20 protein-coding genes are annotated in these 23,147 nt (G+C 47.1%); 7 read left to right on the top strand and 13 right to left on the bottom strand.

All coding sequences use genetic code 11. The features are described from left to right. Window positions 1-123: 123 nt before the first annotated feature. The 3 genes from L4D06_RS20370 (at window position 124) to L4D06_RS20360 (ending at window position 5,491) form a co-directional block, all read left to right on the top strand. The gene (locus L4D06_RS20370; RefSeq protein WP_429741000.1) at window positions 124-2,817 is read left to right on the top strand and encodes a response regulator; all 2,694 of its coding nucleotides are present in this window, start codon (window positions 124-126) and stop codon (window positions 2,815-2,817) included. Next, window positions 2,807-4,558, top strand: coding sequence for a two-component system response regulator (locus tag L4D06_RS20365; protein ID WP_429740998.1), 1,752 nt, complete (start codon window positions 2,807-2,809; stop codon window positions 4,556-4,558). Before L4D06_RS20370 ends, L4D06_RS20365 begins: the two co-directional genes overlap by 11 nt. Window positions 4,559-4,843: 285 nt before the next feature. Next, entirely contained in the window at window positions 4,844-5,491 is a 648-nt protein-coding gene (locus L4D06_RS20360; protein ID WP_429740996.1) for a DsbA family oxidoreductase, read from the top strand. 39 nt (window positions 5,492-5,530) lie between these two features. Here L4D06_RS20360 and L4D06_RS20355 read toward each other — a convergent pair whose 3' ends face one another. Together L4D06_RS20355 and fdhD are read right to left on the bottom strand one after the other, a co-directional pair. Further along, entirely contained in the window at window positions 5,531-6,013 is a 483-nt protein-coding gene (locus L4D06_RS20355) for a GNAT family N-acetyltransferase (RefSeq protein WP_429740994.1), read from the bottom strand. 637 nt (window positions 6,014-6,650) lie between these two features. Beyond that, the gene (gene fdhD / locus L4D06_RS20350; RefSeq protein WP_429740992.1) at window positions 6,651-7,511 is read right to left on the bottom strand and encodes a formate dehydrogenase accessory sulfurtransferase FdhD; all 861 of its coding nucleotides are present in this window, start codon (window positions 7,509-7,511) and stop codon (window positions 6,651-6,653) included. Between the two features lie 401 nt (window positions 7,512-7,912). Here fdhD and L4D06_RS20345 point away from each other — a divergent pair, with 401 nt between their 5' ends. From L4D06_RS20345 to L4D06_RS20335, 3 genes are read left to right on the top strand one after another with little or no spacing between them, the layout of a single operon-like run. Continuing rightward, a complete protein-coding gene (locus L4D06_RS20345) occupies window positions 7,913-9,163 on the top strand; it encodes a sarcosine oxidase subunit beta family protein (protein WP_429740990.1) in 1,251 nt (416 codons plus the stop codon). 29 nt (window positions 9,164-9,192) lie between these two features. After that, a complete protein-coding gene (locus tag L4D06_RS20340; RefSeq protein WP_429740988.1) occupies window positions 9,193-9,507 on the top strand; it encodes a sarcosine oxidase subunit delta in 315 nt (104 codons plus the stop codon). Then, window positions 9,504-13,130, top strand: coding sequence for a sarcosine oxidase subunit alpha family protein (locus L4D06_RS20335; RefSeq protein WP_429740987.1), 3,627 nt, complete (start codon window positions 9,504-9,506; stop codon window positions 13,128-13,130). The genes L4D06_RS20340 and L4D06_RS20335 overlap by 4 nt, the downstream gene beginning before the upstream one ends. Before the next feature lie 47 nt (window positions 13,131-13,177). Here the strand turns inward: L4D06_RS20335 and L4D06_RS20330 are convergent, their stop codons facing one another. Further along, window positions 13,178-13,357 (bottom strand): hypothetical protein, encoded by a 180-nt coding sequence (locus L4D06_RS20330; protein WP_429740985.1) that lies wholly within the window; start codon window positions 13,355-13,357, stop codon window positions 13,178-13,180. Between L4D06_RS20330 and L4D06_RS20325 the strand changes: the two genes are divergently transcribed. Then, window positions 13,347-14,114: a sulfite exporter TauE/SafE family protein gene (locus L4D06_RS20325; RefSeq protein WP_429740983.1), complete on the top strand. Its 768-nt coding sequence runs from the start codon at window positions 13,347-13,349 to the stop codon at window positions 14,112-14,114. The genes L4D06_RS20330 and L4D06_RS20325 overlap by 11 nt on opposite strands. A gap of 28 nt (window positions 14,115-14,142) precedes the next feature. Here L4D06_RS20325 and L4D06_RS20320 read toward each other — a convergent pair whose 3' ends face one another. The 10 genes from L4D06_RS20320 to L4D06_RS20275 form a co-directional block, all read right to left on the bottom strand. Then, window positions 14,143-14,970 carry a MurR/RpiR family transcriptional regulator gene (locus L4D06_RS20320; RefSeq protein ID WP_429740981.1) on the bottom strand — a complete coding sequence of 276 codons (828 nt, stop codon included), beginning with the start codon at window positions 14,968-14,970 and terminating at the stop codon, window positions 14,143-14,145. Window positions 14,971-15,077: 107 nt separating this feature from the next. Then, window positions 15,078-15,341 carry a Rho-binding antiterminator gene (locus L4D06_RS20315; RefSeq protein WP_429740979.1) on the bottom strand — a complete coding sequence of 88 codons (264 nt, stop codon included), beginning with the start codon at window positions 15,339-15,341 and terminating at the stop codon, window positions 15,078-15,080. A gap of 100 nt (window positions 15,342-15,441) precedes the next feature. Then, complete coding sequence (locus L4D06_RS20310) at window positions 15,442-16,113, bottom strand: OmpA family protein (RefSeq protein WP_274165470.1); 672 nt, start codon at window positions 16,111-16,113, stop codon at window positions 15,442-15,444. Window positions 16,114-16,132: 19 nt separating this feature from the next. Beyond that, window positions 16,133-17,482: a TadE/TadG family type IV pilus assembly protein gene (locus L4D06_RS20305; RefSeq protein ID WP_429740977.1), complete on the bottom strand. Its 1,350-nt coding sequence runs from the start codon at window positions 17,480-17,482 to the stop codon at window positions 16,133-16,135. Between the two features lie 11 nt (window positions 17,483-17,493). Continuing rightward, complete coding sequence (gene tadF, locus L4D06_RS20300; protein ID WP_429740975.1) at window positions 17,494-18,048, bottom strand: tight adherence pilus pseudopilin TadF; 555 nt, start codon at window positions 18,046-18,048, stop codon at window positions 17,494-17,496. Beyond that, a complete protein-coding gene (locus tag L4D06_RS20295; protein ID WP_274165473.1) occupies window positions 18,029-18,514 on the bottom strand; it encodes a TadE/TadG family type IV pilus assembly protein in 486 nt (161 codons plus the stop codon). Before L4D06_RS20295 ends, tadF begins: the two co-directional genes overlap by 20 nt. 1 nt (window position 18,515) lies before the next feature. Continuing rightward, entirely contained in the window at window positions 18,516-20,072 is a 1,557-nt protein-coding gene (locus tag L4D06_RS20290; RefSeq protein ID WP_429740974.1) for a hypothetical protein, read from the bottom strand. Then, on the bottom strand, window positions 20,069-20,944 hold the full coding sequence (locus L4D06_RS20285; protein WP_429740972.1) for a type II secretion system F family protein: 876 nt from the start codon (window positions 20,942-20,944) through the stop codon (window positions 20,069-20,071). The genes L4D06_RS20290 and L4D06_RS20285 overlap by 4 nt, the downstream gene beginning before the upstream one ends. Continuing rightward, window positions 20,944-21,870, bottom strand: a complete 927-nt coding sequence (locus L4D06_RS20280) for a type II secretion system F family protein (protein WP_274165476.1) — start codon at window positions 21,868-21,870, stop codon at window positions 20,944-20,946. Before L4D06_RS20280 ends, L4D06_RS20285 begins: the two co-directional genes overlap by 1 nt. After that, window positions 21,867-23,144, bottom strand: coding sequence for a TadA family conjugal transfer-associated ATPase (locus L4D06_RS20275; RefSeq protein ID WP_274165477.1), 1,278 nt, complete (start codon window positions 23,142-23,144; stop codon window positions 21,867-21,869). Before L4D06_RS20275 ends, L4D06_RS20280 begins: the two co-directional genes overlap by 4 nt. Window positions 23,145-23,147: the final 3 nt, after the last annotated feature.

Raw genomic sequence — 23,147 nt, 5'->3', positions numbered from 1 at the left:
ATCTGTTGGCATGCGAAATTCGCTGCTTTGACTGAAAGACCGCCATGTGACCTCTAACCACTGAAATGACGAATGTTTCAGTGGTTAGGCGCTGATGTAAACCAATTCTAAAGGAACGGTGTAATGAAAGGTTTGGTGAAAAACGAGCCAATAATAGTACTCGCCGATGAAGATCTCTCGCATGTTGATTTTCACCAGCAGATATTGAGTGAAAATGGTTACTGGCTGCGCTCCGTAGCGACACCTCAAAAACTGACCACTATTCTCGAACAGCACCCCGTCAATATTCTTGTCATCAGCATGGACTTTGCTTTTGAAAGCGGAGAGTCGATTGATGTTGAGATCAAGAAGATCCGTTCTCTGAGCACGTGTAAAAACACGCGGATTATTATGACGGCTAACACGTATTCCGGTGATCAGAAGCAGTTGGCTTTCCGTTCGGGAGCCAGTGATTATATGGTTTATCCTATCGCTGCAGACGAGCTTTATTTAAAAATGGGCACACACCTGGTGGCGGGCGCACACAGAGGGGTGACGAGCGCGTTGAGTCGAAGTGCCAATCTATTGACTGAAGTCAATATGACGCTATCTCCTCTCATTGCGACATCAGTGAGCTGTGCTCAAATGCTCAACCAAACATCGCTGAGCAACAAACAGTCTGTTTACGTGGACAGTGTGAACAATGCGATGAAACGAGCGTCTGTGATTGGTGACAATCTGCGAGATTTCGAGGAAATGTCGACGAATACTATTTCTCTCGACAACACGCCGTTTGATCTCGGACAGTTACTTGAAAGCTTGAGAGATTATTTAGTCGGTGAAGCGGAGAACCGGTGCGTAGAGTTGTTGTTCAATGTGCCGCTTGATGTGCCACGTTCACTTGTTGGCGACCCAGACCGTTTAAGACGTATTCTACTCAACCTGATCAGCGAAGCATTTATCGTTGGCGGTGGCTGCCCCATTATTTTGAGTATTCAAGCAGGAAAATTGTCTGATTCAAGTGTGGTATTGGAATTTTCAGTGCATCGGAAAATCACTGATGACGAGCAAGACTCAGACGATTTGGATGAGCTGGCAGAACGAGCTGCTATGGCAATGTCAGAGCTTGATGAATCCTTGAATTTGGTGGTGGCCTGTTGTCTCGTCGAACTGATGGGGGGTGCGTTTCATGAAGAGTCAATCGATAAAGATTCAGGGATTTACTTCAATCTTGAATTACAGGTCGCGAAGGTTAATGCGGATAAGAGCTTTGCCGTCCCCGTTGATCTAAGAGGGTTAAGGGTACTGGTGGTGGACGATAATCCCTCTTCGATCGCGGTGCATTCAGCCATTATTTCGTCTCTGGGTTTCTACTGTGAATCCGCGAGTGATGTTGATAGCGCATTTCATGCAATCGAAGAAGGACATTTAGATCTTGAAGGAGAACCCTTTGATCTTGTATTGCTTGATTGGTCTATGCCCGGCAAAAAAGGCTTTCATTTACTTGAAAAACTCCAAACTGATATGACACCAGAACAACGGCCATTGGTGATAGTGATCAGTGCGTTTGACCGTGCTGTTATTGAAAAAGAGCGCAGCAAAGGCCAGGTGGATGGATACCTTCATAAGCCAATTTCTGCGTCCGTTATGTTTGATACCATGATGGAAGTGCTGGGTAAAAATCTACCAAAAACTCACCAACGCATTATTGCAGCGCAAGCGCATTCAAATGGCATCACCATTAATGGTAGCGGCAAGCGCATCCTCGTTGTTGACGATATGCCGATAAACCAGCAGATCGTACAAGAAGTACTAATCAGCAATGACTTTCAAGTTGAGTTGGCGGATTCAGGGCGCAGTGCGGTGGTCAAAGTGTGTCCTGCGCCAGAGCTATATGATGCCGTCTTGATGGATCTAGAAATGCCGGAAATGAATGGCCTCGAAGCAACACGTATTATTCGGGAAACTGCCGATAGAGAGAGTTTGCCGATTTTTGCATTAACGGCCCACACCATGGAACGAGACCGTCAACGGTGTGCGGATGCTGGAATGAACGATCATGTAGCAAAGCCACTTGATGCCGATATTTTGCTGAAAAAACTTGCGAGCCACTTAGGTTTAGCGGTCAATGCAACAGATATTCGTGATGTGAATAAATCGGTTGAAGTCGAAGAGTATGAATACGTCGATGTCGATGACGGTATTAAGCGAGTAATGGGTAATGAGAAGCTGTATTTCAAACTGCTGAGTGATTTTGCCCACCAGGCTCGGGCACAAGAGAGCCAAGTGTGCGTTTTGATTGAATCGGGCAAGTTAACGGAAGCAGCTGAAAGCGCCCATAATATTGCAGGTAGTGCTGGGAATCTTTCTGTTGTTGCACTAAGAAATTCAGCCAAGCAACTCCAAAATGCGTTAATGACATTGGAGGACTATCAATTGTCACTCAGCCAATTTCGGCGCGATATGGATAACGCCATTAAAGAAATCGGCGACATTTTGCTTAAGCGGCATAATGTTACTTCTCTTCATAAAACGGCTGAAAACGACGCATCTTCAGCGCTGCCCAAAAGTCATTCAGTCAATCAGATGGATAAGGCCTTCATCGACCGCATATTTGTACTGGAATCGCAGATCATGGCGCAAGATATGATGGCCATAGACAACTATTATCAGATGTTGGTCGATTTCTGTGATTTGGCGATTAAGCTCAAACCGGTTGGTGACAAGTTGATTGAACTTGATTACCCCCAAGCTTTAACGGCGTTAAAGCAATTCGTTTCTGACAACGGATTCAGCAAAGAACAAACGGAGCAGGGAGGTCAGTCATATGTTGGTTAACCACAGCGCAGCCGATAAAGACACCCTATTGATCATTGACTCTTCGCCTAATAGTGTTCGCATATTAAATGCGATATTAGGCGAAGAGTATCGCGTCATTTTCTCTACGACGGGAACAACCGCGAGTGTGCTGATAAAAACTGAGCAGCCGAAACTTGTATTGCTGGATGTTGATCTGCCCGATATGGATGGATTTTCTCTCTGTCAGGCCTTCAAAAATGACGTGGCAACAAAAGATATTCCCATCATTTTGATCAGTGAGAAGCAAGAAGACGAGAGCCGTGAAATGGGGCTGCGTATCGGTTGCGCAGATTACATCAACAAGCCTGTTTCTCCTGCAGAAGTGAAACTCAGAATATACAATCAATTGCGAATTCGTCGTAACGAAGACCTCATTATGCAGCGAGCGCTTTATGATTCACTGACGGGACTGGCGAACCGAAATCTAACATTAGACCGTCTTCGCTATGCGATTACCCATGATCTCAGGCGTGGGCTGCTCACGGGCTTAATGTTGGTGGACATCGATAATTTTAAATTGATTAATGACACTCTTAGCCATGATGTTGGGGATCAAGTCTTAGTGGAGTTGTCTAAGCGCATTCTCCAAGTCGTACGTGAGGTCGATACGGTAGGGCGAGTGAGTGGCGATGAATTTTTGATTGTGCTTCCGGGTTTGCATCAAACCGAAAATGCTTGTCAGATAGCGAGCAAATTACGCAAAGCCATCAACAAGCCTATTTCTGTTACCAGCGGGGGTGAGGTGCATATCACTGCCAGTATAGGCGTTTCACTGTCACCGCTGGATACAGAAGATTTCAAGCGGCTATTTGCCAATGCTGACGTTGCGAAAGACCAAGCTAAATGCGGCGGAAAAGATTCTTATCGTATGTTCACGTCTGAAATGAATGACAATGTTCACCGCCGTGTTCGAATTGAATATAACCTTGTTCGGGCCCTTTCTCTTGATGAATTTTCGCTTGTTTACCAGCCGTTTATTGACCTGAAGACCAATGAGGTTGTGGGTGCTGAAGCATTACTTCGGTGGAACAATAGTGAGCTTGGAAGCGTATCGCCAGAGGAATTTATACCGATTGCTGAACAAACCAATTTGATATATGAAATTGGAAAGTTTGTATTGAAAACGGCTGTGTATGATTTTCTTAGGCTTAGGAATTTTCAAGGTCGACTTCTCAATGTGGCGATCAATATATCACCGCAACAAATTCGTAAATCGGGTTTTGTGGAGGATGTGAAAGCCACTATCGACGAGGCAGGATTTGATACAAATCGCCTAGAATTAGAAGTGACAGAAGGGGTACTTTTGAGTCAACAAAAGTATGTGAAAGACGTGATAGAAGAACTCCACAGCATGGGGGCAGTGCTATCGATGGATGATTTTGGTTCTGGTTATTCTTCTTTGAGCTATTTGCTGCGCTTTCCCTTTGACGCGTTGAAAATCGACCGTGAATTTGTAGATGGTATTACCGACGTTGAAATTAACGAAACGTTGGCAACCGCCGTGATATCCATGGCGCGTGGGCTCAATATGAGAACAATCGCCGAAGGCGTTGAGACACAAGAGCAATTGGAGATGCTGACGTCGAAAGGCTGTGATCTGGCACAGGGTTTTTATCTCAGTCGTCCTATTAGCATTGATGCGTTCCGAGAGTTCTTGGGTATTCAAAGCCCTGATCAAGACCAAGAGGTGACAGGGGAAGTCCTAGAGACCAAAAAGTAACGATTCAGCGTCTTATTTCGTATTCATATTCAGATACGTTGGTGCGGCGAAACGATTCAACAAACGGGTTTCAACAACGAATAAAGACGCGATGACGCGTCTTTTTCATTTGTATGCTGTGGCTTGCAGGCTTGCAGGCTTGCAGGCTTGCAGGCTTGCAGGTTACCGAAGTATACCGATTGACGCGGCAATCTTGGTTACTATATCTAAGTCACCTGAAATCTCACATCTTCAGGTGATTCGGGTATAAAGGTTACCTAGTCGTAGTTATTCGCGGAGACAGTTATGAAGAACAGAATTAAAATAGATATCGTGTCGGACGTGGTATGCCCTTGGTGCATTGTGGGTTACAAGCGTTTAGAAAAGGCGATTAACGACCTAGGATTGCAAGACAGTATCGACATTGAATGGCAACCGTTTCAACTTAACCCTTATGTGGGGGAAGACGGCGAAAACTTGTTTAACCACATCATGAAGAAGTACGGGAACACGCGAGAAGACAACGTGCGCATGCGTGAAAATCTGACGGGATTCGGGGAAGAGTTAGGGTTTGTTTTTCAGTTTTTTGATGAGATGAAAACCTATAACACCCAAAATGTGCATCAGTTGCTCGACTATGCGAAAACCCGAAATAGCCAGCATGATTTAGCAATGCGACTATTTAGTGCGTATTTCACTGAGAAACAAGATATTTCTAGCCGAGATGTCTTGGCGTCGCAGTTAAAAGCCGTGGGTCTAAACGTTGCTGAAGGGATGGCACACCTAGACGATGACATTGCGCGGGAGAGGGTCGAACAGGACCAATCTTACTGGCGCGAACTTGGTGTGTCATCTGTGCCGACCATCGTATTTAACCGTGAAAGTGCAGTGTCGGGGGCACAACCTGTTGAGGTGCTGACGCAGATACTGTCCGAACTTCACGCGAGGCGTTAATGCGAAACGCACTCGACAAAACTGATATCGAGGCGGCTGCTAGAGATCGAGGTAGAGCCTCAACATATCTTTATGTTGAACACCATTTTCCCAAATGGGTTCATCGTAGTTCTCCAGAAAATGGTTAGTTACCACTTCGGATACGCGAAAACCCATTCGTTGATAAAAAGCCAGTTGGTAGCCGAATGTTCCTGTCCCTATTTCCAACCGTTTGATTTTCTTCTTACGCGTAAATTGTATTGCGTACTTGAGAAGACCTGTTCCCCATCCATTGCCCTGAAACTCGGGTGATACGGCAATATTAAACACCTCAGCGACGCCAGCGTCTGTTTTTTTGATGACACATGCCGCGATGATTTGTTTGTTTTTCAAAGCGACAAAGCACCAGGAATCAAGTAGATAAGAAGCGATGCTGGTTGCGGAAGGATCTGCTTCTAAAAGTAAAGATGGGGGGACAGCGATAGGGGCGACCTCAGCAAAAGTAACGATATCTTTAATAGAAGCGGTTTCGCCATTTACCATCTGATGGGCCTTCTTAATGAAACGAGATTCTTTTTATACGCTGACGTTGTCGTTCCAGTTTAATGGTACCGAGAGCGCGATTAATTTAGCGTCATAAGGTTGCCAGAGAACGGAAAGAAACGATGGCATCAATGTCACGCATTGCCTAATAAGTTGGCGTTTTTTTATTCACTTAAGGAGAATTATCACTATTGCGTCATTCGGGATGCGATGGCGAATGAGGTTTGGGTGAGAGCAATTTGTCTCTTTTCAACCGATACTTATACAACGCCTCGCATACATACCAGCTGACAAGGCTTATTGTCAGGCTGAAACTTGCGATCTTTAAACAATAGATAGGAAAGGAAAGAAAGAACTGTTCGACGTCATTGCCATTGGTAGAGAAGTAAGCCGAGCCAACGAGTCCCATCAATGTGCCAATGGTGAAAACCAAAAATAACGTGATGACATAATTTAACTTACCGTGGCGACGGGTTTGCTTCCAAACATGGAGCGGATGCTCGAGATCCATAGTGACGTCAATATACTGTGTAAAGTGAGGCGGTTAGGATAATTCAACGCGTTGTTTTAGGGGGCAGTTGTTGGTTTTTCTGCGAGCGAATTAGAACTATACCCAAACAACCTGAAGATGCTGGATTCAGCGAGGTTTACCAACGTTATGATCAAGGCGTCCCTTTGCCGAACGATTGTAAAACCGAGGCGCATCTTTTCGAGGGAGATGTATCAGATTGAGATTGGCCTGAATGGCAGTGTTGACGGCCAATGACGTTGGCGTGCCGAGTGTGATCAATGTCCCGACACCTGCGGTCACCGCTTTTTGTACTAATTCTATACTGCATCGACTTGTCATCAATAGGGCATACGTTGGAGAGAGTGAGCGGTGACGTAGCCCCGCACCAAGGACTTTGTCGAGGGCGTTGTGCCGCCCAATATCTTCTTTACACGTCAGTATCTGTCCGTTGTCATCGACGAGCAATGCGGCATGAATCGCGCCGCTGATGTGCCCCAATGATTGCCATTCTCGCAGCGTGTCACGCAGTTTGAGAATGCTGGCATTGCTGATAGGTTCGATGTAATCCAGTGCACTTAAGCTTGGAACCGCATGTGCCAGCGATTCGGCACCACAAATACCACACCCCGTTCGGCCTGCTAAATGACGCTTGGTCAGTGACATTCTTGCTAGTGCTCTATTGGCTAAGGTGACATGGGCGAGTAAAGCGTCGTTTTCTGTCTCTACGACGATGTCATGGATTTCACCACTGTTTCGAATAATTCGTTCACTGAATGAAAATCCATAGATGAAGTCATCTATATCTTGGGGTGTCACCATCATGACTGCGTGACTGACCCCGTTGTAGGAAATCGCAAGAGGTGTTTCCGTGGGTAGCGTCGAAAAACACGTCACGTCATTTTCTTCGTCCATGTAATGGTGAAGAGAATGAGGAGGAAGGGGATGGTCTTCCTTTGACTGGGCGGGTTTGGATTTGGGTTTCGTCATGGATGACTCATCGCTACTCAATATTACTCAATAGACGCAGACATATTCATGCTGCTGTCGCCCTATAAGCTACCGCAGATCTTTGATGCTTAATCGATAGGACAGCGGAGCGCTTCTAGAGGATAGGATAGTGCTATTACGTCTGCTGTGCGTTAAACGAGGGCGAAAAAGTGACGTAACGCATTGTCATTGATCAATGGAGAAAAATGCCCTAATTGTGTTGTCGCAAACACATTGAGGGCAGGCGCAATTGCGCACTCTGAGGTGGCAGAGCAACCTTACCATGGTCGAGATTGCGTGGTAGCTTCGCGACCAACGGCGATGAAATGACTACACTTTTGGTGCAACCTGCCTCCCTTGTAATTGGGGGATCAGAATTTTCCTCGGCACAGGACAAAGGAATGACAAATTACTCAGGATTCGGCCTGTTTAAACACGCCCTGACTTTCCATGAAAACTGGCAGCGTGTTTGGCGCAACCCCACCCCTAAACCCTATTACGACGTGATCATTGTTGGCGGTGGTGGTCATGGGTTGGCAACCGCGTATTACCTTGCTAAAGAGTGTGGGGTGAAAAACGTTGCGGTGATCGAAAAGGGCTGGCTAGGCGGTGGTAACACAGCGCGAAATACCACCATTGTTCGTTCCAATTACCTGTGGGATGAAGCGGCTCACCTCTATGAACACTCATTGAAACTATGGGAAGGTTTGTCTCAGGAGCTAAATTTCAATTTGATGTTCAGTCAACGTGGGGTGCTCAATTTGGGGCATACCCTTCAAGACATGCGAGACATTGAACGACGAGTGAGTGCCAATAGGCTCAATGGTATTGACTGTGAAGTGCTAGATACCCGAGGCGTTCAAGACCTTGTTCCCTTGCTAGATTGTTCGGAAAATACACGTTATCCGGTCATGGGTGCCAGTTGGCAACCAAGAGGCGGTGTGGCTCGTCACGATGCTGTCGCGTGGGGTTTTGCACGGGCGGCTGACCAACTTGGTGTGGATCTGATTCAGCAAACGGAAGTGACAGGTTTGCGTATAGAAGAAGGCAAAATCAAAGGCGTTGAAACCTCAAAAGGGTTTATCGGCGCAGAAAAAGTTGGTTGCGTAGTTGCGGGTAACTCTGGCGAACTTGCACGCATGGCAAACATGACGCTGCCCATTGAATCTCATCCATTGCAAGCCATGGTGTCAGAGCCGCTCAAACCTTGTATTGATACAGTGATCATGTCTAACCAAGTTCATGGTTATATCAGCCAATCTGATAAAGGCGATTTGGTGATCGGCGCAGGGATTGATGCGTATAACGGCTTTGGTCAACGTGGCTCTTTTCCCGTTATTGAGCATACCATTGCGGCCATCATTGAAATGTTCCCTTTCCTCAGCCGGGTGCGCATGAACCGCCATTGGGGCGGCATTGTCGACACTTGCCCTGATGCATGCCCGATCATCAGTAAAACTGACATTCAAGGGTTGTACTTCAATTGTGGTTGGGGGACGGGTGGTTTCAAAGCGACACCGGGTTCTGGCCACGTGTTTGCCCATACCCTTGCGAATGATTCGCCGCACCCGTTAGCGGCGCCCTTTAATATCGACCGTTTTGTGTCTGGCTATTTGATTGATGAGCACGGCGCTGCCGGCGTTGCGCATTAACCTCACGCAGTATTGGAAAAGGAACTGACATGCTACGTATTTACTGTCCTTACTGTGAAGAACACAGAGACGAAGACGAATATGCCTATGGCGGCGAGGCACATATTGTTCGCCCAGAAGACCCCGATGCGCTGAGTGACAAAGAGTGGGGACACTATTTGTTTCATCGTAAAAACATCAAAGGCAGCCATCGCGAAATGTGGTATCACGCTTCGGGGTGTCGAAAATTCTTCAATGTGCAGCGCAATACGGTGACCTATGACATTGAGGCGGTGTACAAAATCGGTGCGTCAGCAGAGGCGGATAAGTCTCATGGCCAATCAAACGGGGAGGCGAACGCATGAGCCAAAAAAATCGTTTGCCGGAAGGCGGTCGCATTGATCGCAATTCTTCATTTACGTTTTCGTTCAACGGTCAGGTTTACCAAGGACATAAAGGGGACACGTTAGCGTCAGCCTTGATTGCTAACGGCGTGAAAGTCGTAGGACGTAGCTTCAAATATCACCGCCCTCGCGGCATCGTCGGTGCGGGAGCGGAAGAGCCTAATGCGATCTTGCAGTTAGGTTCTCAACCATCAACGTCCACCCCCAATCAACGCGCAACGCAAACTGAGCTTTATGATGGCTTGGATGCGCGTGTCGTGAACGCTTGGCCGAGCCTAGAGACAGATGCGTTAGCTATGGTCGGCAAAATTGGCGGCGCCATGATGCCGGCAGGCTTCTACTACAAAACCTTCATGTATCCGGAATCATTGTGGCCCACTTACGAAAAACACATTCGTAACGCGGCGGGGCTTGGGGAAATCCCTCGCGCAAATGATCCTGACAAATACGACAAAATGCATCATCACTGTGATGTGTTGATTGTCGGGGCTGGCGCAGCAGGATTAATGGCTGCGAGAACCTTGGTTGGGAAAGGGCTTCGCGTGATGCTTGTGGACGAACAAGCTGAAATGGGAGGCAGTTTGCTGCATTGCCGAGAGGCGATCAACGGTCAACCCGCGGATCGCTGGGTGACAGAGACACTTGATGTTCTAGCTAAAGACCGCGATTGCACGCTATTGCCACGTAGCACGGCGTTTGGCTACTACGACCATAATTTCGTGGGAGTGGTAGAGAGAAAAACGAATCACCTCGGTGATGAGGTGCATGGCATTCGACAACGTATGCACCATATTCGAGCGGAGCGGGTTTTGCTGGCAACGGGCGCCATTGAACGGCCTTTGGTGTTTGGTAACAACGATTTGCCCGGCAGTATGTTGGCCTCCGCCGTTTCTATCTATCTTCGTCGGTATGGCGTTGCTGCGGGCGAAAAGCTGGTGCTGATGACCACCAATGATGAAGCCTATGACGCGGCGATTGATTGGCATCAAAGCGGAAGAACGGTTGCGGCGATTGTTGATACGCGTCCGTTTTCAGATGGCGATCGTGTCCAGCAGGCGAAGGATTTGGGGATAACAGTGCTTCAAGGCCACGCCGTCATGAATCTCAAGGGAAGCTCTGAGGTCACTGGCGCAGAAGTGGTGCCCATTGATAAATCGGGCAGCAGTGTTACCGGCACAACGGTGGTTATTGCGTGCGACACGGTTGCCAGCAGTGGCGGATGGAGCCCTGCCTTGCATTTGAGTTGTCACACGGGCGGACGCCCAGTTTGGCGTGACGATATTGCCGCGTTTGTTCCATCAAACAGCGTGAAAGGGATGGACTACGCTGGTGCGGTGGCGGGTGTTGGCGTGTTGGCTGACGTGATCAATGAAGCGGCAGAAGCTGCAATGCGCTTGGCGCAAGCACTCGGCGTTTCTGTTGATAAGCCTGATATGCCAGATGTTGATACTCTGACATCAACACCTGCAATGGCATTGTACCTTGCACCGCATCGCCTTCCTAACAGCCGTGCACCTAAGCAGTTTGTCGATTTCCAAAACGATGTAACAGCGGCGGGTATTGAGCTGGCTGTGCGTGAAGGGTACGAATCCATTGAGCACATCAAGCGTTACACAGCGATGGGATTTGGCACCGATCAAGGCAAAACTGGCAACATCAATGGCATGGCGATAGCCGCCAATGCAATGGGAAAAACCATCCCCGAAACGGGCACGACGATTTTCCGCCCTATGTACACGCCCGTTACCTTTGGTGCGTTGGCAGGACGTGATGTGGGGAAAACGTTTGACCCTGCCCGCTACACGGCGATGCATGCATGGCATGTTCAACATGGCGCCAAGTTTGAAAATGTGGGGCAATGGAAGCGACCTTGGTATTACCCGAAAGGGAATGAAACCATGGCGCAAGCTTTGGGTCGAGAATGTCGCGCAACACGAGAAAGCGTTGGAATATTGGATGCCTCGACCTTAGGGAAAATCGATATTCAAGGCAAAGATGTCCGAGAATTTCTCAATCGCATCTACACCAACGGGTGGGACAAACTCGCTCCGGGGCGTTGCCGTTATGGCTTGATGTGTCACGAAGACGGCATGGTGTTTGATGATGGCGTGACTTCTTGCATCTCAGATGACCATTTCTTGATGACAACCACTTCTGGTGGAGCCGCCGGTGTATTGCGTTGGTTAGAAGCGTGGCACCAAACAGAATGGCCTGAACTTGACCTTTACTTTACCAGTGTGACCGATCATTGGGCGACCATGACGATTTCTGGGCCTAACTGCCGTAATGTTTTGCAGCAACTGGTCGGTGATGAAGATATCTCAGAAGAGGCAATGCCTTTTATGAGCTGGAAACCGATGACAGTGGCTGGCGTGGAAGGGCGAGTATTTCGCATCAGTTTCACGGGCGAATTGTCTTTTGAAATCAACGTAAATGCTAATGCAGGCATGTATGTGTGGGAACAAGTGATGAAAGCGGGAGCACCGTATAACATCACCCCTTATGGCACAGAAACCATGCACATTCTGCGAGCTGAAAAAGGCTTTATTATTGTTGGGCAAGACACCGATGGTTCGGTCACGCCACAAGATTTGAATATGGGTTGGATAACCGGAAAGCAGAAAACCTTCAGTTTTCTGGGGCGTCGCTCATGGACGCGTGAAGATACCATTCGTACGGACAGAAAACAGCTGGTGGGCCTGAAATGCACTGAGCCTAACAAGGTTATTCCGGAAGGTGCGCAAGCGGTGGATAATCCAGAGCAACCGATTCCAATGACCATGGTGGGACACGTCACTTCTTCATACTTCAGTGACGTTTTAGGTGAATCCATTGCTTTTGGACTAATCAAGAACGGCCTGAACCGAATGGGAGATCATGTTTACTTCCCATTGGCAGACGGTAGCGTATTGAAAGCGCAGATTTGCAGTTCGGTGTTTTATGACACGAAAAACGAGAAGCCCGCACAATCAAAAGATGAAGACGTCTCGCCGCTTGAAGAGGCTTACACTGTGCAAAGTGCGCTGCCTTTACACCATTTAGGTCAATCTCAAACCGCGTCGGCGGGTGTGCACTTGCATGAGACGAAGAACATGAGCCAAGTTGTTCTGCGTGGAGCGCCTACCGAGGAGTTTGTTGCGAATGTTGAGCAAGCGCTTGGAGTCACATTGCCAACTAAAACCTGTTCGTCATCCGAGTCGGATAGCTATCAGGTGTGGTGGCAGTCGCCGGATGAATGGCTCGTGTTGAGTACCGCGAAACCAGCCCAAGAGATTGAGACATCTTTGCGCGCTGTGTTGAGTGGTCATTACCAAGTAGTGGATGTGTCGGGAGGCCAGTCGTTGGTGACCTTATCCGGCTCTCACGCGCTAGATGTGCTGAAAAAATCTGTCTCTTACGACGTTGATTCACGCCACTTTGGCGTCGGTAAATGCGTCGGTACGACATTTGCCAAAGCGCAAGTGTTTATGCGCCACCGTAGCGAAAACTGTTACGATCTCGTGGTGAGACGCAGCTTTGCAGACTACATCGCGTTGTGGATCCAAGATGCGGCTGAGGAATATGGCCTGACACTAGATTGCTAAACGATAGCTCACGCCATTGGATGGTTGGCGTGAAAATTCAACGTCTATTAGCCCGCACTTTGTGCGGGCTTCTTATTATTTGGCAACCATGGTTGCCAAGCTGTTTCAATGCGACTCTGTTTGTATGCGGATATCACTTTAGGCACGTTATTCCCGCCAATCAAAGGAGATAAATCGCTATGATCGACATAAACCGATTCAATTGAGAATGCGTACTTGCCACTCATTACTGACCCTTATTTCTATCTTCTATCCGTTCCCGCGGTGCTGATTTATGGCATTGGTAAAGGGGGGCTGGGTGGCGCGTTGGGGATCATAGCAGTGCCCTTGATGGCCTTTGCCATTGCACCCACGCAAGCTGCGGCGATATTGCTTCCTATCTTACTGGTAATGGATTTCTTCGCAGTACGCTATCACTATAAAAGCGCAGACTACGTCGTAATAAAGCGCATGCTGCCGGGGGCATTGCTCGGTGTTGCTCTTGCTGGCTTTTATATTCATGCCGTACCCCAAGCTGGGCTGAAGTTGACCATTGGGTTTCTTTCGCTGTGGTTTTGTATTCACTATGTTTTGTCTGAATTCGGTCTTATGAAAGCGGCGAAAAAGCAAAAGGGGAAAATCGCAGCGATGATTTGGGGTGGTGTTAGTGGCTTTTCTAGCACAACGGTACATGCAGGCGGCGGGCCAGCAAGCATATACCTTTTGCCACAAAAGCTTGAGAAAGTGACGCTGGTAGCCACCATGGCGGTTTTTTTCGCTCTGTTGAATGTGGTGAAGGTGATCCCTTATGCGGCGATTGGCGAATTTGATCAAACGAACTTGTTGACCGCACTGATCTTGATTCCGCTTGCACCGCTTGGCGTAAAAATGGGAGTTTGGATGCTGCATCGTGTCAGCCAAAAACGTATCTATCAACTGTGCTATTTGTTTCTGCTTCTTTCAGGTATCAAGCTGTCTGCGGATGGGATCATCAGCTTGATATAACACGGCATCACAATCTTAGCTGTTAACCTTACTGTCGGCTCAAACGAAACGCGAGCGACACTGCCAAAGACTGCGCCAAGCATAAGGTACCGGTTTGTGAACGAAATGACTCCACGGCGGCTTCTTTTATCACAAAGCACACATCACTGTTCGCGGCTAAAGGGCTTACTTGACTGTCTGTGAAGACGATCTTTTTCGCTTTAGATTGGGTGGCGTGATCACAAAGCTCAATGGTCTCAGGTGAATATGGCGAAAAACTCGCACCAATCACCACATCCTTTTCACCGACTAGCGCCAACTGCTCCGAAGCCATGCAACCAAAGCCATCTACCAAAACCACTCGTCGTTCAAGATGACGAAGAGCATAAGAAAGGTAAGACGCGATACTAAATGCGCGGCGCATGGCGACCACGTAGATAGTGTCCGCATATTCGAGTAGGTCTACCGCGGCATCAAGCTGCTCAGGACTGACGGAACTGGTCAGTTCCTGCAAGGCGACGGTATTCGCCAGTGTAAACTGTTGAAGAATGTCGCTAGGTGTCTCTAGTGAAGCATCTGATTGGTTATTTTTGAGGAGCTTAGCGCGCTCAGTGTAACTGCTCGTTTCTTCGACTAAATTCTTGCGAAAAAGCTGCTTCATTTCATTGAAGCCACTAAAGTCGAACGCGTTGGCAAAGCGAATTAGGGTAGAAGGTGGCACATTGGCGTGCGTGGCGATCACGGCGACCGTATCAAAGGCAATACTGTTTGGGTTGTCGAGAACATAGTGGGCGACTTGTTGCAATCGCTTACTCAAGTCGTGATAGCGTTGTCGGATTTGTTGCTGTAATTCAGCGAGGTGAGTTGCCGTAGCCATAGAGTGCTCGATTCAGTTCCATCTATGGCAAGTGTAATGTTTCGAAATGAAATTTAAAATGGAATTTTTATTTCACTATCAATTTATCTGCTTGATGATCGCTCCGCTTACTTCAGGCCAAAGCTGAATTGCTTAAAATGCGGGTTGTCGACCAACACCTCTAATGAAGCAACATCATCGAGCACCACAAGTTCTGTGGCACGCTGTTGGTTGCGGTCAGTATCTAGTGAAATACATTCCTCACGGTCAGCGTTTCGCGTCGTGTCTTTAGCAATGCCCTCTATGGTTTCACCCGAGCGTAAAACGAGTTTGATGGGGTAGCGAAACAAGCAGACAATTTCCACGTAATCATAGTCATCGCATTTGATCATTGAACAATCTCCCTCAATTTATGCTTTTGTACTCAAGCCACCTCAACAACGGCGAGATAACTTGAGAACATGACAAGGCTAAGTGTCGCCTAGGATGCGATTACTTGCTAGTGGTGCCATTAGGGATGATCAATGAACGTACTTCTACTCGACGGTTCTGCGCTTTTCCTGCTGCGGTTGTATTGTTAGCAATAGGGGCGGTTTCACCACGGGAAAGCGTTTTAAGTGCAGCCGTGTTGCCCGCTGATGTGGTGAGGTAGCCTTTCACAGAATCAGCACGTTGAAGCCCAAGCTTCAGGTTGTAGGCGTGGCTACCAACACTGTCGGTGTGCCCTTCAATGGATAACGCGGTTTGGCTGCGTTTGATTGTATCGACCACACTTGCAAGGATTTTTTTGCCAGTTGATGTGAGAGATGACTTATCAAAACCAAAGTGCACCATGGCAACAAGTTGATTGTGATGTGATGAAACACGGGGTGTCTCGCGAACTAAAAGCTCGGCACATTCTTTGTTGAGGCCGGCGTTCACCAAGGCGTCAATGAACAACGGGGTGGTGGGATGTGTTGTCATCGGTGCTTCTAATTGAACATACTGTGATTTATGAAAAAACACTTCAGTGGATTGGCCCACATCAATGCGAAAGGCGACCTCTGTGTTTTTATCCGAACAGATATCTTCAAATACAGTTGTTGAAATATTTTCAGCAAAAGAAATAGAACTAACAGCACTCAAGGTAATTGCCAGTGCTGTTATTGAAAATGCTGACTTCATAATGTCTCCATAAGCGTTCTTAACTGCCAACGTACAAGCGCCCAACTTCTTCACTGATAAGCTCAAGAACCGTTTCATAGATATCCTTGTATGAGCTCGCTGATTGAATGTTTTCAGCACCAGCACAAGTCTGCAATCCTGGGTTTAGCGAAATGTCGTAGTCAAAACCAATCACAAATATTCGAGCTTCGACAGCCCGACCATTGATTTGCCTTTGTTCTAACTTCTTTATGATGTTGTCGCATAGCCCAGCGTTATATAGTCGTAGTGCGGCATAGCTGGGAAAGCGATTGTCATGGGCGTAGTCGGGGTGCCAATCTGCGCCATCAGAGAGAACAATGATGAGTTTTCGAACGTTTTCTCCGCCGTTAATAATCTTCGCTGCCTCGAGAATACCTTCGAAAGAAGCGGTCCCATGACTGGGGATAAAATGATCGATCGTTGTTCTGAAATTAGCAAAATTATCAGTTAACCCCAGCGTCCTGAAGGACGAACTATCATTAGGATCTCTGCCGATGATGGATGTTCTCGGTGTTGTGAGAGGGGCTGCGACGGTAGCTGCATAGTTGATATTGGGAATGTTATTCCACCACTGGTATGATCTAGAGCCATTGCCGTAGTACTGAACATTGCTGTAGTAGGAACCGAGATCATGGGGATACATGTTGTATCCAATAAACGCCGCACGGTTTGCGAGTTGCTCGTCGCCAATCTCTTGTTCAGTGGAATCATTGTATGACTCCAGCCTTTCAGTAATGCGTTTTATGACCTCAACAACTCCCTCATATTTTGAGTTGATATGACTGAATTCATCGTCGTCGTCATTATTGTCATCGTTTTCTTCCCATGCGCTCGCCATTGATCCAGAGAAATCCGCGACGAAGGCGACATCAATGGTAAAGCCCTGATATTTACGTGCCGTTGCTTCTCCGCCCATGGTGATCTTTTCTTCATACCCTTGATGATAATCGCTCTTCGGATACCAACTGGTGAAATCTGATTCGACGCTGACTCGATACTGGGTAAAAATTAAGCCATCACGGTCATAAACCCCCGCTTTCCCGCATTGTTCTCCATAGATCTCATCGCAACTCGTTCTTTGAACATTGATGTCAGAAGCGTTGATGTCGCCGTCTGGTGCATAATTGTCGACAAAGCCTTTGGCCAATATTTGATTTTCATGGACGACGGTTGAAGCATTAGCAGCGACGGCAAGAGAGGCCATTTCAACGCCATCATTGACCCGAGCATGGGTTTGTAAATAGCGCGTCGATTCAATGGCGAGAACAAATACGCTGAACAATAGTGGAAAAGCGATAATGTAGAAGATGGTCGCTACGCCACGTTGTTTTGAAGAACTTGATTTCATCGCACTCAATCCTATCGACCTACTGATATTGAGGTTGAGCGAGCCAACTCCCAAGTTTCGCCCATGAGTTTTCCGAACATATTGTCCGTTTTATAACAAAGAGTGATTTGATACAGCGTTAGTCGATTACCGAAGTTGGTCACTGGCGCGAGTTCTGACTTTAAGCTGAGCCTTTTAACAGGCGCGCATCCATAATCACCAACATCAAAGATATTAACCCCAGTCTGAGCGGAAATAGGTTGTTGCTCACTGTTGAATCTCTGTTGTTCGATCACCATGCCGAGACGACTCGATTCGAAGCCGTTCATTGTTGCATCTAAGGATGTCGACACTAAACGAAACAATGTGGATGTTTGCGAAATTGTCATTTTGTCTTCTCCATCAAAGAGTTGAGTCCGCTCTTTAACTAGGCTTACCGTTGAATAGGAAAGACGATCCAGCTTTCCGACAACGGCTTGTTTTGAGACAACATCCATAGTGAAAACACAAATAAAACTGAATGCGATCAGAATGACGACAAGTTCAATGGTGAATGTGCCACGTTGTTTATTGGCTAAATTGGTCACGTTCAAATTCCTGAATAGCAATGACTTCACGAGATAAATTCAATGTTTCTGCATCATACAAATACGAGAACATGGGTTCGTATTCGTAGCTCACTTGGTAAAGGGCAATGGGTTTGTCCGAGCCCAATACGGTGCCAGCCCTTGACGCCGCGCTGTCTAATGAGTCATAAAATTCAACAGAGATACTGAATTTGGTAGGGTCAACAACCTTTGTCCAAAAGTCATTACTGTTGCTGATCGCCGTTCGGAATATGGACTCATAATTCGCATTTGCAGAGGATCTAGCAGTGCGAGAAGACTCTGAAATGGCGTAATCAACCACTGACGATAAATAGCCAATGACACATATTTCGACCCAAAACATGAGAAAGAAAAACAGGAGCGGAAAGCCGATGGCAAACTCGAGGGTAATAACACCTGATTGTTGGTTCTTTCTTCGTGTGTGTTTTCGCCTTAACGATCTCATGTCAAGAATCCCAACGAATGGTTAGAGTGTTTCCTTCAACTTTGATATCGGGTTTTTCCTGGGTTTTTTCGTGCATTTCAAGCACGATACGAACAAAGCTCTCATGCTCTCCCAGTTCAATGGCCTTCGCAGGGCCTTCTTTTAAATAGCGCTTACGCTTGGTGGTGAAATTCTTAGCGCCTTCAATATCAAATACCCATTTTCTGCGTTTCTCGAGATACTGAGAGTGGATCTTTCCCAATTCAAAATCTGAAGTTGCGACGTATTCGCTTACGCCGTTAGCCTGCAAAAAAGTAATGTCCGTAACTAAATAGCGAGAGCGTTTCTTTTTCGTCTTTTTGACGAGAGACGGTGTTTGTTTTGCCTCTTTTCTAGCAGGTTTTAGTGTCTTCTCTTGTTGAGCTTTTTCTGCTTTGGCTTTGTTGGCTTCTGCTACTCGTTGACGTGCAAGTTCTAGCGGTCCCACTTTTTCTTTTTTAGGTGGGCTGATGTCGGGCTTTGTTGTTGGGGCGACGGAGGCTTTTGATGTTAAGGCGACGGCAGCAGATACCGTCGACGGAGCGCTGATTGCACGGTGCGTTTTTTTGGTAGAAGTGTTCTTTGCCGTTGAAACCGCGTCATCTTTGGTTTCGTCTTTCGCTTTAGCTACGGCTTCAATGTTATCAATCGGAGCATTCTGAGCGAGTACTAATTTAGGTTTGTCTCTTTGTTTGTTGGTCGCCAAAATGGAGTCAATTTTTTTTATGCTATCCGTCGCTGAAGCCGGTGTTGTCAATGGTGCACTAACGCTGGCTTGAGCATTTTTTTGAGCGCTAGTTTGCGAGTTGGTTTGAGAGAAGCGACTCAATGCCTCAACATTATTGAAGCTGGTATATCTTTCATTGATGGTTTCTCTGCTTTCTTGGCTTGCTAGGAGTTGACTGAATTCGCGGGAACGGCCAGATTTAGCAAGTGCAAGCAATAGGTTAGCCTCAACGATACTGTCTGAACGCCCATTTTTCACTAGCGGCAACAAAATGTCGGCTGCCCAGTTAAAATCACCTTTTAACATGGCGACCATCGCGAGGTTGTTCTTCACAATGTCATCATCGAAGCCATAAAGGCGCGCTCGATCAAACGCCTGTTTGGCTTTATTGAGTTCACCACGTTGGGCGAGGAGCAGTCCCTTTAGGTTGTACGCTTCTGCATTGTTATCATAGATACGTAATGCCGTGTTTACGTGTTGCTCGGCGGCATTGAGTCTATCGAGGTCATAGAGCACGTTTGCTCTGAGCATTTCTAGCTCAGTATCCTTAATGGCGTCATAGGGGATCAGCGCTAACTGAAACTGTGCGGCTTCTGGGTCGCCTGACAAATAGAGTGCGTTCGCCAATTTATATCGCAGTGTTGGTGACGGGCTTTTCTTCAGTTGCTCTTGGTAGCGTTTAACCAAGGAGGTGTAGTTACCGGTTTGGAGTAAAAGCTGATCTCCTTTCTCCCCGGCATACTCTTCGAGCACATTAGAGGAACTACACGCAGAAAGCGCAAGAATGATGGTGGCAATGAGTAACGGTTTCATAGTTTCTCCAACATTCTCATCACACCAGGACTGACAATCAGCACAACGACGGGCATCATGACAAAAATGATCATTGGAATGGACATTTTGGAAGAGAGCTTTCCGGCTTTTTCTTCGAGAGAAAGAAGCTGAATTTTTCGAATATCGTTGGAAAGCGTGGTTAGGATTTCGTAAACCGACGTACCGTGCTGCATGCTCTGGGTGAGAGTCATAACGAAGCTGTGCATTTCTGGAGACGGAACCCGTTCGTAAAGATCTTGGAGCGATTTGTCTAGACCAACGGTTCTAGCTCTGTCACTGAGGCGTTTCAACATGTAAGCGATATCGCGGTCGAATGATGCCATTTCAGACGTTAGGTAGAATAGGGTCGACTCGATAGTCATACCCGTTTGAACACAAGTGGCCATCAAATCTAATAAGAAAGGCAGTTTTCGGGTGATTTTTAGTGCGAGTGCGCGACGGCGCATTTCTAGGTATAAGTCAGGCCCAATAACCACAACTAGGGTTAATCCTGCTAACCATGTGATTTTATCTGCGATTCCTTCATAGATGGGCGCATCGCCAGTCAAAATGACAATAGCGGAAGCAACCCCGAAAACCGTATACTTAATAAGGAAAAAGTAAGGTGCCAGCGCGGTGTTATAGATACCAGCACCAATAAATTTCTCAGTGATTTCGTTGTTACTGGCAGCGAAAAATGACGAAATCAATCGAGATGCATTCGCGAGCGAAGAGACTTTGTCTATCTGATTAATATCTAAGGCTTGTTCAATGCTGCTCTTGCGTTTTACGTTGCCGAGCAGAATCGTCAGGGCTGTCGCTGCGCCAAGCGCTATCAATACAATGAAAATGAGCGTGTAGAAATTGTTCATTACTTCACACTCTTCATCAACCAAGTGATGATACCAATGCCAATCGATTCACTGACTAAGGTGTAATAAAGCAGAAACCTTCCGCTTGGGTCATGCATCACATAGTCATAGTTTTCAGGTGACAAAAAACGCAGAACAACAAATAGGAAGAAAAAAGGAATAGCGCAGATGATGTATGAAGACATACGTGCTTCTGCCGTTAATGCCTTTTTCTTCATATCCACACTTTTGGCATCGAAAAGCACACGGTTGAGGTTGGTAATCACACGGCGTAGTTGACCACCGCGATTTACGTTCACCCTCATGGCGATTACAAAGAACTGGAACGTGGGTGTTGGGAATCGTTGACATGCTCGAGCAAAAACAGATTCGGTTGTCTCACCTAAATTTAATCGCTCACCCATCGTCTTAAACTCGCGTCCAACAATATTGTCGAGTGACTTTCCGACGTATTGAATTGCGTGGAGCAAACTTTCACCAGCGGAAACCGAACTGGCGATCATATTGAGCGCATCTGGGAAGTTATCTTCGAACTCTTTTTGTGTTCGAAACTCTAAATACCGAATGCCTAGATAGGTGAAAATAGGGTAAGAAAGTAAAAGCGATACTTGAGTTGTGAATCCAAATACGGTTACAAAGACAAACTCACCAACAAAGGTGGCGGCGACGTAATACCCCAACACCTTAATAATGGCGTACTCGCCAATGTCGTAATAGATGTTTCTTAGAGATCGAGATAGACGTTGAGAAAATGTGGTGTTGGACAGTGCTTCCATATCAACAGCGCGGTTTTCGAGCAGCTTGGTTTCAGGTAGCGTGTTGTTTTCACGAAGCATACTTTCTCGGCGTTCACTGAGCTGAGCCTGTTTCCTCATAATGTAGAGGCCAACCCCAATTAAGCCGATGAAAAACAGATTCGCAATCATGCTTGCATCTCACTGAAGATACTTTTGAGTTCTTTGTCTAAGCCGAAGTAACGCGCTTTTTCATAGAGCGCCGAGCGCTCCATCAGTCCAGACGTAATGAACCGGCCTAGAATTCGTCCTTGGCTTGAGAAGCCTTGGTGTTCAAAACGGAATATCTCTTCCATCACCACACCGTCGCCTTCCATACCGACGACCTCGCAGATACTCATGACCTTGCGGCTACCATCGTGAAGGCGACTAATCTGAATGATAATGTCGACGGCGCTTACGATAGTGCGTCGGATGGCCTCCAGAGGCAAAGAAGCCGTCGCCATCATGACCATACTCTCGATACGAGAAATGGCGTCTCGAGGACTATTGGCGTGGAGAGTAGTCATTGAACCATCGTGGCCTGTATTCATCGCTTGAAGCATCTCAAACGTTTCAGCTCCGCGGCACTCACCAATAATGATCCTATCAGGGCGCATACGGAGCGCATTGATAACCAATTGGCGCTGGTTGATCTCGCCATTACCTTCAATACCTGCGGTACGTGTTTCCAGGCGTACCACATGAGGTTGTTGCAAACGAAGTTCAGCTGCATCTTCAATTGTCACAATACGTTCACTCTCAGAGATATACTGCGAGAGTGCATTCATCATTGTGGTTTTGCCAGAGCCTGTACCGCCAGAGATCACCACATTGAGACGACAGCGTGATGTGATGATCATGAGCTTGGCGACCTCCGGACTGACAGCGCCAAATTCAATCAAATCACCGAAACTGATGCTTTGCTTTTTAAACTTACGGATAGATACGGATGCCCCATCAATGGCAATGGGCGGGAGAACTATGTTCACGCGGCTTCCGTCTTCAAGTCGAGCATCACACAGCGGTGTGGAGTCATCAACGCGTCGACCGACTCTTGAGGCTATGCGTTTGGCGACGTTTGTAAGCTGTGTGTTATCCATGAAGGTGATTCGAGATTTTTCAACAAGTCCCTGCCTTTCAATAAACACGTTGTCAGGGCCATTGATCATGATGTCCGAAATGGAATCATCCTCCATCAATGCCTGAATAGGGCCAAGCCCTCGAAGTTCGTCGTAAAGCATGGTGACGAATTCATTGCGAAGCGTGGTAGATACTGGTGACTTATCTTGTTCTATGAGCAGCAAAATGGCTTGAAGTAACTGGCTTTTCAGTTCGTCCTTGCTAAGTGTCGAAACGGCTTCTGGGTCAAGAGCATCAAAGATGCGCGTGCGCAAGGAAATGTAAAGTTCACGAGAAGGATTCATATA

Origin of the sequence: Enterovibrio makurazakiensis (assembly GCF_050336585.1) — a bacterium.
GTDB classification, from domain to species: domain Bacteria; phylum Pseudomonadota; class Gammaproteobacteria; order Enterobacterales; family Vibrionaceae; genus Enterovibrio; species Enterovibrio gelatinilyticus.
The sequence above is the reverse complement of the archived record's forward strand: the minus strand, read 5'-3'. Positions and strand labels throughout refer to the sequence as shown.

Coding starts and splice junctions, on each gene's coding strand:
- L4D06_RS20315 (WP_429740979.1), bottom strand. CDS start 15,341: ATGATCAAATGCGATGACTATGATTACGTGGAAATTGTCTGCTTGTTT.
- L4D06_RS20320 (WP_429740981.1), bottom strand. CDS start 14,970: ATGGCTACGGCAACTCACCTCGCTGAATTACAGCAACAAATCCGACAA.
- L4D06_RS20310 (WP_274165470.1), bottom strand. CDS start 16,113: ATGAAGTCAGCATTTTCAATAACAGCACTGGCAATTACCTTGAGTGCT.
- L4D06_RS20305 (WP_429740977.1), bottom strand. CDS start 17,482: ATGAAATCAAGTTCTTCAAAACAACGTGGCGTAGCGACCATCTTCTAC.
- L4D06_RS20280 (WP_274165476.1), bottom strand. CDS start 21,870: ATGATTGCGAATCTGTTTTTCATCGGCTTAATTGGGGTTGGCCTCTAC.
- L4D06_RS20275 (WP_274165477.1), bottom strand. CDS start 23,144: ATGAATCCTTCTCGTGAACTTTACATTTCCTTGCGCACGCGCATCTTT.
- L4D06_RS20295 (WP_274165473.1), bottom strand. CDS start 18,514: ATGAGATCGTTAAGGCGAAAACACACACGAAGAAAGAACCAACAATCA.
- L4D06_RS20345 (WP_429740990.1), top strand. CDS start 7,913: ATGACAAATTACTCAGGATTCGGCCTGTTTAAACACGCCCTGACTTTC.
- fdhD (WP_429740992.1), bottom strand. CDS start 7,511: ATGACGAAACCCAAATCCAAACCCGCCCAGTCAAAGGAAGACCATCCC.
- L4D06_RS20290 (WP_429740974.1), bottom strand. CDS start 20,072: ATGAAACCGTTACTCATTGCCACCATCATTCTTGCGCTTTCTGCGTGT.
- L4D06_RS20335 (WP_429740987.1), top strand. CDS start 9,504: ATGAGCCAAAAAAATCGTTTGCCGGAAGGCGGTCGCATTGATCGCAAT.
- L4D06_RS20365 (WP_429740998.1), top strand. CDS start 2,807: ATGTTGGTTAACCACAGCGCAGCCGATAAAGACACCCTATTGATCATT.
- L4D06_RS20340 (WP_429740988.1), top strand. CDS start 9,193: ATGCTACGTATTTACTGTCCTTACTGTGAAGAACACAGAGACGAAGAC.
- L4D06_RS20370 (WP_429741000.1), top strand. CDS start 124: ATGAAAGGTTTGGTGAAAAACGAGCCAATAATAGTACTCGCCGATGAA.
- L4D06_RS20330 (WP_429740985.1), bottom strand. CDS start 13,357: ATGAGTGGCAAGTACGCATTCTCAATTGAATCGGTTTATGTCGATCAT.
- L4D06_RS20285 (WP_429740972.1), bottom strand. CDS start 20,944: ATGAACAATTTCTACACGCTCATTTTCATTGTATTGATAGCGCTTGGC.
- L4D06_RS20360 (WP_429740996.1), top strand. CDS start 4,844: ATGAAGAACAGAATTAAAATAGATATCGTGTCGGACGTGGTATGCCCT.
- L4D06_RS20355 (WP_429740994.1), bottom strand. CDS start 6,013: ATGGTAAATGGCGAAACCGCTTCTATTAAAGATATCGTTACTTTTGCT.